The organism is Alcanivorax sp. 1008 (assembly GCF_020667895.1).
Lineage (GTDB): Bacteria > Pseudomonadota > Gammaproteobacteria > Pseudomonadales > Alcanivoracaceae > PGZG01.
Map to the genome: position 1 here is coordinate 26,632 of NZ_JAFMPS010000004.1, position 13,506 is coordinate 40,137.

General features: G+C 56.9%; 13 protein-coding genes. 11 read left to right on the forward strand and 2 right to left on the reverse strand.

Annotation, left to right across the window (positions count from 1 at the left end):
* Positions 1 to 6: 6 nt before the first annotated feature.
* The 5 genes from J1C54_RS06690 (at position 7) to J1C54_RS06710 (ending at position 5,112) form a co-directional block, all read left to right on the forward strand.
* Positions 7 to 1,047: a heme A synthase gene (locus J1C54_RS06690; protein WP_229146012.1), complete on the forward strand. Its 1,041-nt coding sequence runs from the start codon at positions 7 to 9 to the stop codon at positions 1,045 to 1,047.
* Entirely contained in the window at positions 1,044 to 1,949 is a 906-nt protein-coding gene (cyoE, locus tag J1C54_RS06695; protein WP_229146013.1) for a heme o synthase, read from the forward strand. The genes J1C54_RS06690 and cyoE overlap by 4 nt, the downstream gene beginning before the upstream one ends.
* 122 nt (positions 1,950 to 2,071) lie before the next feature.
* On the forward strand, positions 2,072 to 2,659 hold the full coding sequence (locus J1C54_RS06700; RefSeq protein ID WP_229146014.1) for a LemA family protein: 588 nt from the start codon (positions 2,072 to 2,074) through the stop codon (positions 2,657 to 2,659).
* A 23-nt stretch (positions 2,660 to 2,682) separates the two neighbouring features.
* Complete coding sequence (locus J1C54_RS06705) at positions 2,683 to 4,620, forward strand: M48 family metallopeptidase (protein WP_229146015.1); 1,938 nt, start codon at positions 2,683 to 2,685, stop codon at positions 4,618 to 4,620.
* Between the two features lie 123 nt (positions 4,621 to 4,743).
* Positions 4,744 to 5,112, forward strand: a complete 369-nt coding sequence (locus J1C54_RS06710) for a hypothetical protein (RefSeq protein WP_229146016.1) — start codon at positions 4,744 to 4,746, stop codon at positions 5,110 to 5,112.
* A 15-nt stretch (positions 5,113 to 5,127) separates the two neighbouring features.
* Here the strand turns inward: J1C54_RS06710 and J1C54_RS06715 are convergent, their stop codons facing one another.
* Positions 5,128 to 6,183: a GNAT family N-acetyltransferase gene (locus J1C54_RS06715; RefSeq protein ID WP_229146017.1), complete on the reverse strand. Its 1,056-nt coding sequence runs from the start codon at positions 6,181 to 6,183 to the stop codon at positions 5,128 to 5,130.
* 155 nt (positions 6,184 to 6,338) lie between these two features.
* Between J1C54_RS06715 and J1C54_RS16640 the strand changes: the two genes are divergently transcribed.
* The 6 genes from J1C54_RS16640 (at position 6,339) to rhlB (ending at position 12,787) form a co-directional block, all read left to right on the forward strand.
* Positions 6,339 to 6,917, forward strand: coding sequence for a cold-shock protein (locus J1C54_RS16640; RefSeq protein ID WP_304504402.1), 579 nt, complete (start codon positions 6,339 to 6,341; stop codon positions 6,915 to 6,917).
* A 149-nt stretch (positions 6,918 to 7,066) separates the two neighbouring features.
* Positions 7,067 to 8,788, forward strand: coding sequence for a bifunctional diguanylate cyclase/phosphodiesterase (locus J1C54_RS06725; RefSeq protein ID WP_229146018.1), 1,722 nt, complete (start codon positions 7,067 to 7,069; stop codon positions 8,786 to 8,788).
* 123 nt (positions 8,789 to 8,911) lie between these two features.
* The gene (locus J1C54_RS06730; RefSeq protein ID WP_229146019.1) at positions 8,912 to 9,700 is read left to right on the forward strand and encodes an START domain-containing protein; all 789 of its coding nucleotides are present in this window, start codon (positions 8,912 to 8,914) and stop codon (positions 9,698 to 9,700) included.
* Between the two features lie 22 nt (positions 9,701 to 9,722).
* Complete coding sequence (locus tag J1C54_RS06735; RefSeq protein WP_229146020.1) at positions 9,723 to 10,478, forward strand: 1-acyl-sn-glycerol-3-phosphate acyltransferase; 756 nt, start codon at positions 9,723 to 9,725, stop codon at positions 10,476 to 10,478.
* A 77-nt stretch (positions 10,479 to 10,555) separates the two neighbouring features.
* Positions 10,556 to 11,398, forward strand: a complete 843-nt coding sequence (locus tag J1C54_RS06740; RefSeq protein WP_229146021.1) for an SDR family oxidoreductase — start codon at positions 10,556 to 10,558, stop codon at positions 11,396 to 11,398.
* Positions 11,399 to 11,509: 111 nt separating this feature from the next.
* Positions 11,510 to 12,787 carry an ATP-dependent RNA helicase RhlB gene (gene rhlB / locus J1C54_RS06745; protein WP_229146022.1) on the forward strand — a complete coding sequence of 426 codons (1,278 nt, stop codon included), beginning with the start codon at positions 11,510 to 11,512 and terminating at the stop codon, positions 12,785 to 12,787.
* Here the strand turns inward: rhlB and J1C54_RS06750 are convergent, their stop codons facing one another.
* Positions 12,788 to 13,438 carry an OmpW family protein gene (locus J1C54_RS06750; RefSeq protein WP_229146023.1) on the reverse strand — a complete coding sequence of 217 codons (651 nt, stop codon included), beginning with the start codon at positions 13,436 to 13,438 and terminating at the stop codon, positions 12,788 to 12,790.
* Positions 13,439 to 13,506: the final 68 nt, after the last annotated feature.

The window sequence follows — 13,506 nt, forward strand, 5'->3', positions numbered from 1 at the left end:
CAAAAAATGCAAGACTCTGCTCCCAATACTGCTCTACGCTGGCAACGCCGCCTGACCCTGGTCACCATTGTAATGACTGCAGTGGTTATTATGCTTGGCGCCTGGACCCGACTCGCCGATGCGGGGCTTGGCTGTCCGGACTGGCCGGGCTGTTATGGCCATCTTGATGTGCGCAAAGCAATTTCCTATGTCAGTGAACGCAATGCTGCAGAGCCGGGCACTTATCGGGAAGCATTCAAAACAGTGCCAGAGATGGTGCACCGCTACTTCGCTTCCTCCCTGGGCCTGCTAATTCTGATTATCACGGTGCTGGCCTGGCGCAACCGTCGCGCTGCGGACCAGCCTCTGTGGTTGCCTAACCTGCTTCTGGTAATCGTTATTTGCCAGGGCATTCTGGGCAAATTAACTGTCACCATGGGGCTACAGCCCACCATCGTCATGCTGCATTTGTTAGGCGGCTTTACCACCATGACACTGCTCTGCTGGCTGGCTGCAAAGCTGTACAACTGGCCGAAGTTTCTCAACGACTGTGATGTACGCTCGCTGCGCGGCCTCAGTGCGGCGGCCATCACTGTGGTGGTTCTGCAGATCGCTCTGGGAGGGTGGACCACAGCCAACTATGCCGCCGTGGTTTGTACCGAACTGCCGATCTGCGAAGAGGGCTGGCAGGATCACATTAACTTCAGTGACGCCTTTATTTTCTGGGGGCATGAGCACGACAAACCGGATTATGAATTTGGCGTGCTGGCCAACGATGCCCGTACAACTATCCATGTGATGCATCGCTTCGGCGCGCTGTTGGTGCTATTGGTGGTCGGAGCGCTGGTAATTCGCATCCTGCGCAATGCACGCTGCCACTTTTATCGCAACTTCGCCCTAACCATTGGCGGCTTGCTGATCTGGCAAATCTGCCTGGGGCTTGGCAACATTATTTTCAAAGTGCCTCTATTGATGGCTGTGGCACATAACTTCTTTGCTCTGGTGCTACTGGTCAGCCTGGTGCTATTTGGCCGAGCGATCCGCGTTCCAGTGGGACGTGACGCATGAATGCAGAAAGTACTAGCTGGCGCGACTACTGGGCGCTGACCAAACCAGGCGTTGTTGCCCTGCTGATGGTCACCGCAGTGGCCGGCATGTTTCTGGCCACCGAACCCGCTGGCATGGTGCCGCTTAAAATATTTGTGCCCGCCTTTATAGGGATGTCTCTGGCGATGATGTCCTCTGCCGCGATCAACCAGATCATGGACCAGAAAATTGACGGCATCATGGCACGCACCGAGAACAGACCCATTGTCACCGGTCGGCTGGATACGCGCCGTGCAGTGGCCTTTGCAATTTTTCTGGCGGCCGCATCCATGGCTCTGCTGTATTGGCTGGTTAATCCGCTGACTGCCTTTCTGACACTGTTCGGCTTTATTGGCTACGCGTTTATATACACCCTCTATCTAAAGCGGGCGACACCACAGAACATTGTTATTGGCGGTCTTGCCGGAGCCATACCGCCGTTGCTTGGCTGGACCGCCGTTACCGGCGAAGCCCATGCCTATGCATGGTTATTGGTGCTGATTATTTTCGTCTGGACACCACCCCACTTCTGGGCACTGGCGATTCACCGCCGGGACGAATACGCCAAGGCCGGCATTCCCATGTTGCCAGTAACCCACGGCATTCCGTTCACTCGCCAGTCCGTGCTCTATTACACCATCCTGCTGGCTGTGACTTCGCTGCTTCCCTACCTGACAGGCATGAGCGGGCTGATCTATCTGTTTGCCGCCGTGGTGCTTGGCGGGATATTTCTGCTGCACGCCACCCGTCTGCGTTTTAGTGAAGATCCAAGCCTGCCAATGAAGACCTTTGGCTATTCCATTACCTATCTGTTTGTGTTGTTTGCCGCCCTGCTAGTGGATCACTACCTGCCATTTGGCGTCCTCAGCCAGACCAGCGGTTAGTGAGGCGCTGACAGCGGCAGTCAGGCTGGTTATAGTCTGGTCAAAGCCCGGCAACCCACGGCTCGGGCAGATCACAATAATTTCTGCCATCAGGCATAGCGATCAGGTAAAGGGGAAACATTATGGGCGTCTGGCTATTTCTCGGTTTTTTGCTGTTGGTGCTGATCTATTTGATCGCCGTCTACAACAAGCTGATCGCGCTGCGTAACCGCTTCAAGAATGGCTTTGCCCAGATCGATGTACAGCTGCAACGCCGTCACGACCTGATCCCGTCACTGGTGGAATCTGCCAAGGCCTACCTTGGCCACGAGAAAGAAACCCTGACTCAGGTTATTGAAGCACGCAATCAGGCGGAAAGTGCCCGCAAGAGTGCCCGTGCCAATCCTGACAACGCCGGCGCCATGACCACGCTGGGTCGCGCCGAGGGCCTGTTATCAGGCTCGCTGGCCAATCTCTATGCGGTATCCGAGCAATACCCGGAGCTGAAGGCCAACGAAACCATCGCTCAACTCATGGAAGAGCTGTCCAGCACGGAAAATCGGGTTGGCTTTGCCCGTCAGGCTTTCAACGATCTGGTGATGGACTACAACACCTACCGCGAGCAATTCCCCAACAACTTTATTGGCGGACTGTTCGGCGACTTCAAAGGGGCTCAACAGCTTGACCTGGAGGACCCAGAAGCCCGCAAGGCAGTAAAAGTGAGCTTCTGACGCGCCCGCGAGCACGTTGATAGATGAATTTCTTTCAGCATCAGGAGCGCGCCCGGCGACGTACCTGGCTACTGGCCAGTTACTTCGTTCTGGCCATTCTCGCCATAGTCAGCGCGGTCAGCCTGTGCCTGTATCTGGCTGCCATGTGGATGCGTGGCGGTCACTATCCGCTCAGTGAGTGGCTGCAATCTCCCGCCATGCTGTGGAGCGTCATCATCACCTTGCTGATCGTTCTGGTCGGCAGTGCTCGTAAGGCCTGGCAGCTAAGGGGCGGCGGGGTAGCACTGGCGGAGCTGCTGGGAGCCCGGGAAGTGCTTCCCGACGCGACAAGCAGGGAAGACCGCCAGCTACGCAATGTCACCGAAGAGATGTCGATTGCCTCCGGCATTCCCGTGCCGCGCACCTTTGTTATGGAACATGAGCAGGCCATCAACGCTCTGGTGGCCGGCTACCGCCCCACCGAGGCGGTACTGATCGTTACTCGCGGCACCCTTGATGCGCTCAGCCGAGAAGAGCTGCAAGGCGTGATTGCCCATGAATTCAGCCACATTTTTAATGCTGACATGCGCCTGAATATGCGCCTGATCGCCCTCCTCGCCGGCATTCTGGCCATTGGCAAGGTTGGTGAGCTGCTGCTGCATGCCAACACCCGGACTCGATTCTTCAACCGGCGCTCAGGACGTAACGAAGCTGCCGGCATTGCCTTTCTGATTATTCTTGGCCTGGCAATGATGGTCATCGGCTACATCGGCCTGTTTTTCGGCCGCCTGATCAAAGCTGCCATCTCCCGGCAGCGCGAACTGCTTGCCGATGCGTCCTCGGTACAATTCACCCGCAATCCGGCCGGCATTGCCAATGCGCTAATCAAGATTCGTAACCAGTACGGCAGCCATCTGCTTTCCAGTCACGGCGAAGACATGAGCCATATGTGCTTCGGCGCCACAGTGCCATTTCATCTTCAGCACCTTCTGGCCACTCATCCGCCGCTGGATCACCGTCTGAAAGCGCTGGGCGGTGACTGGCTGGCACGCGCCCGGGTGCGGCAAAGACAAAACGGCGGCACCGCTGACAGCTCAGGCATGGCGGCGCCAGAGCAAGCTATGGGATTTGCCGGCAATTCACCGGCCCAGCTGGCAACCTCCGTGGCAGCGCTGGGCATCTCCGGCTCCATTGGCACCGTGGCGCAAGCTCATATGGGCTACGCCCAAAGCCTGCATCAATCTATCCCGGAAGAGATCAAGCAGAACCTGCGCCAGCCGGAGTCAGCCAGATGGGTAGTTCTGGCTCTGGCCATAGGCGCCAGTCGCTCCAACCCGGAACAGCTCACCGCGAGCCTGTCGCTGACTGATCTGGAAAAACAGGTTGTTCAACAGCTGGCTGTTCAGATTAGTGCACTGGGCACGCGCCTGCGCTTGCCACTGACCGACCTGGCCATTCCGGCGCTGAAGCAGCTACCAGACGCCCAGCGCAATGCGTTTTTAGAGGAATTGGAAAACCTGGTCCGAGCGGACAAACGTTTGACCCTGTTTGAATTTGTTTTAACACGGATCCTTGCTGATCACCTGCGCACCAATGCCGGCCGCTCTGCGGCCATCCGTTTCCGTCAATATTCGGCTGTGGCTGCGCAGATCCAGCTGGTGCTATCGCTGATGGTGCATGCCTCCGGCGCCAAGGACGAGCAGGCCAGACAATTATTCCATGGCGCTTCCGGCGCACTATTGCCCGCCGGCCGCACACTGCTGGGCAAAGAAAAGTGCCGCATCGAGCTACTTGACCAGGCTCTTACCGACCTGCGCGACCTGACCCCCTTGCTGAAAGGGCCGCTACTGGACGGCCTTGCCGATGTTGCCCGGGCGGACGGCATGATTCAGGTACAGGAGGCAGAGCTGCTGCGCGGTATTGCCACCCTGATGGATTGCCCCATGCCACCATTGCTGCAAGGATCTAGCAAGGTTGCCTGACGGCTCCAATACGCATAAATTCTGTCTGTCAGCGGATAGATACCGGACGTCGCCGGGACACTGGCCAGATACCGGGTCGGGCAAACTAAAATGGCAATCAGCACAAGGATCGCGGAGCGCTTTATGGAATTCAGCAAAATCAGCGAGCAGAACGCTTGGGATGCAGTCGCGACTGCAACTGACCAGATTCGCCATGGCGAGTCCGAGCAGGCCCTGCTGGACTGGTTTCAGGCACAGGGAGTCACCCTTGGCGAGGCTGTGTTTCCCTGCCTTGGGGTGTTCGACGAAGGTGTTTACTCCGGCACGCTGGTCACGCAGGACCGCAAGGTGATCGAATATTTCGTCGACTTGTCCTGTCCGGAAGACGGCGACTTCGAAGACGTCACCGCACAACTGGGGCCGAAGGACCCGAGCCACCCGGCCCGTGACCTGAAAGACCTGATCACCATGGCCCTGGTTTATTTTGACGCCCAGCAAAGCCGAGCAGCCTGATCCCCTGACAGAGTCTCAGCCGTCCTGCTGGCGATAGGGAAGTAACGTGCGCGCTTCGCGCTGATAGGCCCGCACCATCTGTGCCTCACGCTGGCAGAAGTCCGTTACTGCCCGCTGAAACGCTGGCTCCCGCATCCAGTGAAGGGAGTGAGTGATCACTGGCTCAAAGCCGCGCAAAATCTTGTGCTCTCCTTGCACCCCCGGATCAAACTCCTGCAGTCCACGCTCAATGCAAAACTCAATCCCACGGTAATAACACAGCTCAAAATGCAGCCCATCGATATCCAGCAAGCTACCCCAGTAGCGGCCATACAAGGTGTGCTGATCAAACAAGTAGAAGGCAGCAGCGACTGGCTTGTCGTCCATCAACGCCATTACCAGCATCAACTGACCACCCAGGGGCGAGGCCCGCAATTGCTGGAAAAAGTCCTCGCTCAGGTAGGGTCTCTGGCCGCGCTTGAAGTAGGTATCCGCATAGCACTGATAAAACGCGGACCACCAGTGTGTCGGAATCTGCTCGCCACAGGCCTGCTCAATATGCACTGGCGAATCCTGAATCTGCTTGCGCTCGCGACGAATCGACTTGCGTCGCCGCGAGGTCAGGCCGGCCAGAAAAGCATCAAAGTCGGAATACTGCCGATTAAACCAACGAAAATGGCAGGCCTCACGCTGGGCCAAGGGCAACGGCAGTGCCTGAAATGCACTCAACGCTTCCTTGTCAGGGAATAGCACATGCCATGATGAGGCCCCATGTTGCTCCGCAAGAGCCCGAACCTGCTCGACGATCCACTCACCATCGGGATTGCCGCGCCAACGGGGCCCACTAAGGGGACTAAACGGCACCGCCGTTACCAAGCGGGGGAAGTAGGACAGCCCATGCTGGGCATAGGCCTGCGCCCAGCCATGATCAAACACATACTCACCGCGATTGTGCTGCTTCAGATAAAGCGGCATCCAGCCATCATCATGCTGCAGATGCACTGGCTGCCAGCCAGTTGTCATGGAAGCAGCCCCGCACTGTTCCAGAGCATTAAAAAAGGCCGGCTGCAAAAATGGGTAGTCCAGCTTCATTGGTCTGACACCATACACAGACAGGCAACGGCAACATTGGCTACAATGTGAAGGCGCGAGATTGCCACTACTAATGGTCCCTTGCATAGGTCGACGCGCCGACGGGACTTTTTGCAGTATTCAGCCATTTGTTTCACCTGAGAGGTTTTTATTCCATGCAACGCTTACTAACTGTATTCCATCTTGTCTTTACCCTGCTTTTTGCTGTCGCAGGCATCTGGCTATTAATCGACCCGATCACCCTGATCGGCAAACAGATGTTCTACCCGCCGGGCACCTTGGTAGCCGCTCAGCAGACCGCATTCGGCCTGCTTCTGGCGGCGGGTATCAGTCTGTACGTAACTATTCGCAGTGACAGCCGCACCATCCTCCACCCGCTGCTATGTCTTTATCTTGCCGGCCTGAGCATCAGCTTTATCAGTGCTGATAGTGCCGCCCCCCTGTGGCTGTGGATACCGCTAGCGGTGTATCTACTACCGTTGATTGGCCTGCTACCGCTGCGCATGCCCGCAGGACCATTGAAAGCCGGCCAGCTTCAGGGGCAGGTGAAGTGGTTCAACCCCAACAAGGGTTACGGGTTTATCCTGTCAGACGACGGTCAGGAAATTTTTGTCCATTTCCGCGCGGTGCATAATGGTGACCGCCGTACCCTTCGTCAGGGCCAGAAGGTACGCTTCAGCATCCGCCAGAGCGAACGCGGCGATCAGGCTGATGATGTGCATATTCTCGACTGAGCAAGCTGCGCTGGAGACCGTTCAGCGGTCTCCAGCAACCCTGTGGAAGGAAAGTATCCTGACTGGCCTTCTCATGCTTGTGCAGTAGCATAACAGCTGCTAGCTTCAACTATCCGTCAACACTGACTCTTATCCGACGGATAAATTTAATGGCTCTGCTTAATTGGCGCAGAAAACCTGCACGCATCGCTGACTCGCTGGCCAAAAGTCTGGCCGAGCAACAGGACCTGAGCCGCCTCCTGCAGGACACGGCGGACATCGTCGTCTTCACCCAAAATCAGAGTGGCGAATTACTATCAGTCAACCGACACGGCCGATGGCTATCCGGGGTGCCTGACGCCATACCCAGTGGATTACGCTTTCTCGAGCTACTGCACGATGCGCCAGCCGATCTGCCGCTTCGGTTGAATGAACTATTCAGCGGCCGACGCAACCACTACCGTCACGAATGTGCCATGACCCGGCCCGGCGCGGAGCCTCTGCTACTGGCCTGGTGGCATGTGCCCTGGCATCTGCATGATGGCGGCGAGGCTCGGCTGGTCAGCATTGGCCTGGATATCTCTGACCAGCGGCTGGCCGAGGAGCACCTTAGCTGGTTGGCCCTGCATGACCCGCTTACTGGCCTGCTCAACCGACGCGGCTTTCTGGAACGCGCCCGGGCCATGGTTGCCAGCGGCAGTGGCTTTGCCCTGATGCTGCTGGATCTGGATCAATTCAAGGACATTAATGACCTCAGTGGCCACCATCAAGGTGATCGCTTGCTACAACAAGTAAGCAAAGTGCTGCGCGGTGAGCTGCGCCAGTCCGACATTATTGCGCGGCTGGGCGGCGACGAATTCGGTATCCTGCTGCATGGTGGTGACCGGGTCAGTGTCGAGCATGCCGCGCGACGCTGCTGCGCAGCGCTACACCAGTTGCCTCCACTCGAAGCGGAAATCAATATCGCCGTAACCACCAGTATCGGTGTGGTGCTGTGCCCGGAACACGGTAAGAACATTGATGAACTGTTGGCCAACGCGGATATCGCCCTATATCAAGCAAAGGCCCACGGCCGTAATGACTGGCACCTGTTTGACGGTGATGATATCCACCGCGCCCGTATTCACGAGCGCATGTTCTGGGATCGACAGATTCGCCAACTGCTCGATGAGCGGCGCGTAGAAATGCACTACCAGCCTATTCTAAACCTGCAAAGCCGCGCCATTACCCATTATGAGGCTCTGCTGCGCGGTCACGACGAGGACAACAAGCCACTGCATACCGCCCAGCTGATTATGGCTGCGGAACAGAACGGCATGATCCATCGCCTGGACGAGCAAGTTATTCGTCGGGTATTCGAACATCTGGCCCTGCTGCACAAGTCCAATCACCCGGTACAGCTGGCAGTAAACCTGTCCGGACGTTCTTTTAATAACCCGAATCTGGTGCCCCACGTCCGGCGCTGCCTGAAGGAGTTTGCGGTGCCGCCTGCATCGGTGATTTTTGAAATCACTGAAACCGCAGCACTGGCAGATATTGATGCCTCCATTCAGGTGATGGATGCGCTGCGCCACGAAGGCTGTCGCTTTGCTCTGGATGACTTCGGGGTAGGGTTTTCCTCTCTGTATTATCTGAAAAAACTGCCCCTGGATTACATCAAAATTGACGGTTCCTTTGTCCGTAATCTGGTCAGCGACAGCGAGCACCAGGTACTGATCAAGGCGCTGGTAGATGTTGCCCGTGCTTTCAACCTGCTAACCATCGCCGAATTTGTCGAAGATGCCGAGGTCATGGAGCTACTTTCCTCGCTAGGGGTGAATTACGCGCAGGGCTACCACATCAGCAAGCCCTGCTCCTTCGCCGAAACCTGGCCAGACACTCCCATACTGTGAGGCAGACGCTCAGAGCACGGTGTAACACCCGGCAACCATTCAGCAGCAAAAGCCTCCTGGCAGACAATTGTTACAGTTGGATGCGTTGCCTATACTTGCCCGTGCCCTTATGCGGAGAACGGAATGACAATTCGCCTGATTGCCCTGCTGCTTGCGCTGGCAGCCAGCGTTCTGGCCCGCGCTGATATTACGGATGATGCGGGACTGGACCCTTCCTGGAAGCTGATTACCGACCGTAATGGCATTCAAGTGTATATGCGCCACAAGGACGACTCGCGCCTGAAGACCTTTCGTGGCGTCAGCAAGATCCAGCTGGCCGACGAGTACGCTCTGGTATCCCTGCTGGAGGACTACGCAAGCTACCCACGCTGGCTGCACTTCATTGATGGGGCTACGGAATTTAACCGTGATGGTCCGCTGAAGCGCTATCTGCGCTTTACCACCCAGCTACCATGGCCCCTGAACGATCGCGAAGCCATCCTTGAGGCCCGGGTTGAGACCACCGTCATGCCTGACGTGGAGAACGTTACCGTCTATCTGGATAACCGCCCGACCCTGCTGCCAGCAAACTCAGAATATGTTCGCTTCCCGGAGATGGAGGGCATCTTTCAACTTACCCGTCTGGGCGACGATGAAGTACAGGTGGTCTACCAGTTGGTTCTGGACCCGGGTGGCTATATTCCTGCATGGCTGGCTAACGTGCTGCTGCGTGACGCCCCCTACTTCACCCTCGAACGCCTGCGCCGCATCATCAGCCGCCCCGAATATCAGGGGCAATTTTTTGACTACATTGAGCTACGGGGCCCAGGCCGACCGGACAACCTTCTTCCCGCTCGCAGCTACCTTTACACCAATCCGCCAGCCGCACCGATTAAAGGAATGACCGTCGATCAGGCCAACCCTGCTCGCTAACAGGAATTGAAAAGGGAGTTCAATGATGGTCCGGATGCTGCACATGGTTTATGTCTGGCTGTTTCTGGTGCCTGTGATGCTGCTGGCCACAGCGCTTTTCGGCTTGCTCTGCCTGCTCATCGTGCCAGCCCTTGGCCCGGCCCGCACCGCACGCCTGACTGCCGTGCCCTGGGCCAGGCTTGGGCTATTTCTAAGCGGCATCAAAGTGCACCTGCACGGCCTTGAGAATATTCGCCCCGGACAAAGCTATGTGATTACCGCCAACCACCTGAGCCATTTCGATATATGGGTACTGTATGGCTGGCTGGGCATGGATCTGCGCTGGGTGATGAAGCAAGAGTTACGTCATGTGCCAGTAATCGGCATCAGCTGTGCGGCCCTTGGCCATGTATTTATTGATCGTAGTAACCGCGACGCCGCACTGGCTTCGCTAAATGCCGCCCGCGAAGAAATCACCGCCGGTACCAGCATTCTGTTTTTCCCGGAAGGCACCCGCAGTCGTGATGGATCACTCAAGCCCTTCAAGAAAGGCGCCTTCAACATGGCGCTGGATCTGCAACTTCCAGTGCTGCCGGTGACCCTTCAGGGCACATGGGAAGTACTGCCCCCCGGCTCCCTGCAGCTGACTCCCGGCGAAGTGCATATCACCGTGCACGCCCCAGTGGCAGTGAAAGGTCGTAGCGAGGCCGATCTGGATGATCTGGCAGGCGAAACCCGTGATGCCATCGCCTCCGCCCTGTCTGGTGAGCGTTCCCGCACCCTGAGCCGTACCGTCTGAGCTGCTATTGGCCCGACAAGCCGCTATCAAGCCGCTAAACTCGCCGACTCTGTTGCAAGTTACTACTGGGAGTCTCCATGAAGTCCTTTCGTGATCGCGTCGCTGTAATTACCGGCGCCGGCTCAGGCATCGGCCGGGCATTAGCAGTCGAACTGGGTGCAGCGGGCTGCAAACTGGCGCTTTCCGACATCAATGAAGCCGCCGTCAAACAGGTTGCCAAAGAGCTCAAGGCCAATGGCCGCGATGTAATCGCCGACCGTCTGGATGTTGCTGACCGTGAAGCCTTCTATGCTTACGCCGACAAAGTGATAAACAAGTTTGGCAGCGTTAATCTGGTGATCAATAATGCTGGTGTAGCGCTGGGTTCCACCGTCGAGCAAACCAGCTACGAAGACTTCGAGTGGTTAATGGGCATCAACTTCTGGGGTGTGGTGTACGGCACCAAGGCATTCCTGCCCCATCTGAAGAATGCGGATGAAGGCCATATCGTTAACATCTCCAGTGTATTTGGTCTGATCGGTGTACCCAGTCAGTCAGCCTACAACGCAGCCAAGTTCGCCGTGCGAGGCTTCACTGAGTCCCTGCGTCAGGAACTGGAACTGGAAGGCAGCAGTGTTTCCTGCACCTCCGTCCATCCAGGTGGCATCAAAACCAATATTGCTCGCAACGCGCGCATGAATGACAGCGTCAAGGAAATTACTGGTAAAGATGCTGCTAGCAATCTTCAGGATTTCGAGAAAATGTTCCGTACCACACCGGAAGAAGCGGCAGCCACCATCATTGCCGGCATCCGTGGCAACAAGCGCCGGGTATTGATCGGTGCCGACGCAGTAGCCATCGATACCATGCAGCGTTTGCTACCGACCAGCTACCAGAAGCTGCTGGTGACTGGACAGAAAATGCTGCGCAGCCGCACGTAACATATTCCCCCGGTCTGCGGACCGGGGGCTCTTGTCGGTAACCTGACGACATCTTCGCCTGCTTTGCATACAATGGCCGCCTAAACGACGACCTGATGCGATGATGCAACGATGACGCAAGCGGAAACTGATAGCTGGACCCTGGAGCAATTTCAGGTACCCGAGAAAGAAGGCGCCACCCGATTCCACGATTTCGACCTTGATCTGCGCCTGATGCGCAGCATTGCCGAAACGGGCTTTCAATACTGCACGCCAATCCAGGCAGAGGTCCTGCATCACACTCTGGCGGGCGCTGACGCCATAGGCCGCGCTCAGACCGGCACTGGCAAAACTGCTGCCTTTCTGGTCACCGTGATCAACGACTTGCTGCGCAACCCCATCACCGTCAAACGCCATGCGGGCGAACCCCGCGCCCTGATCATCGCGCCGACTCGTGAGCTGGTCATGCAGATTGAGAAGGATGCTCACCAACTGGGTAAATACACCGGCCTGTCGGTGATGAGCGTGGTTGGCGGAATGAACTTCAACCGCCAGCAGGATCAGCTGCAGAAAACCGAAGTGGATATTCTGGTAGCCACTCCGGGGCGACTGCTCGATTTCGCTAACCGTCGCGATTTGTGGCTCGACCGCGTCGAAGTACTGGTGATCGACGAAGCAGACCGCATGCTGGACATGGGGTTTATTCCCGACGTTAAACGCATTGTACGCCTGACACCGGGCTCCCAGTTCCGTCAAACCCTGCTGTTCTCCGCCACCTTCAGCGAAGACGTGATGAATCTGGCAAGCCGCTGGACGGTGGATCCGGAGATTGTCGAAATCGAACCGGCACAGGTAACCACCGAGCGAGTCGATCAGAAAGTCTACATTACTGAAACCGACCAGAAGTTTACCCTGCTGTATAACCTGATCAGCCGAGAAAACCTCGACAAGGTGATGGTTTTTGCCAACCGCCGAGATATTACTCGCAAATTGTTCGAACGCCTGCAGCGCAAGGGCATCAAGGCGGCGATGATTTCCGGAGACGTCCCCCAGACCCAGCGCAGTCGCACTCTCGAAGCATTCCGTAGCGGCAAGGTACAGGTTCTTATTGCTACCGATGTGGCTGGCCGTGGCATACACATCGACGGCGTCAGCCATGTGGTGAATTTCAACCTGCCGGAGGACCCTGAGGATTACGTTCACCGCATCGGTCGTACCGGCCGAGCCGGCGCCAGCGGCACGTCAATCAGCTTTGCCTGTGAAGATGATGCCTTCCTGCTACCGCAGCTGGAAAAAGCCATCGGCATGAAACTGGATTGCGTTTATCCCCCGGAAGAGTTGCTATCCGAACACCCCATGCCTCAGAAAACCGAAGTTCAGCGTGACGGGCCGGCCGACGAGCCGGCCTGATCAGAACCGCCGCGAGACCCCAATACTCCAGATCAGCGGATCAAGATTCATGTCCACGGCGTCTACCCTGACGCCGGCCTGCTTGAGCACCACCCTGGTATCTGCCTGCAACTGCTGAACTGACAGACTCAGCGACAGCAGACGATCAATGTCCCAATCCAGCCCCGCCTCCAACAACACATCCGTTGAGGACTGTAGTTTCATACTGTCCGCGCTAGCGGCCAGCGCGCCACCGGCGCTTTCTCGAGAAAAGCGGATATAACTCAATCCGCCGCCCAACCATGGCTTAAGCCGGCCGATCTTGGGCAGGTAATACTGCAACGAGGCCGTCACGGGCATGGAGTGAGCACTTCCGGCACGACTTCTCCCAGTACTGTCCCGCAAGTGGAGGTCATGGGAAAAGGGCCACGCTGTGGCCACAGACAAGCCGATATGATCCAACAGCAGATAGGTAAAGCTGACACCCGGACGAATGTCGGAGGACATATCAAATTCGCCACCTATCGGCGGCAGTGCAGTGAGGTCACTGGCCGGGTCCAGCTCAATGGTATTCAGGGAAAATCGCCAGATCCGATCGGATTGCTCATAGGCTAAGGCAGATGTCACAGCCAGAAAGGGCCAGATGGCCAACAAGGTGGCGAGACATTTCATGCGCAGACTCCTTCATTTCTGACTGGCCCCGGGGGGCAAACGGCAACAGGGGCGTACTGTAACGCCTC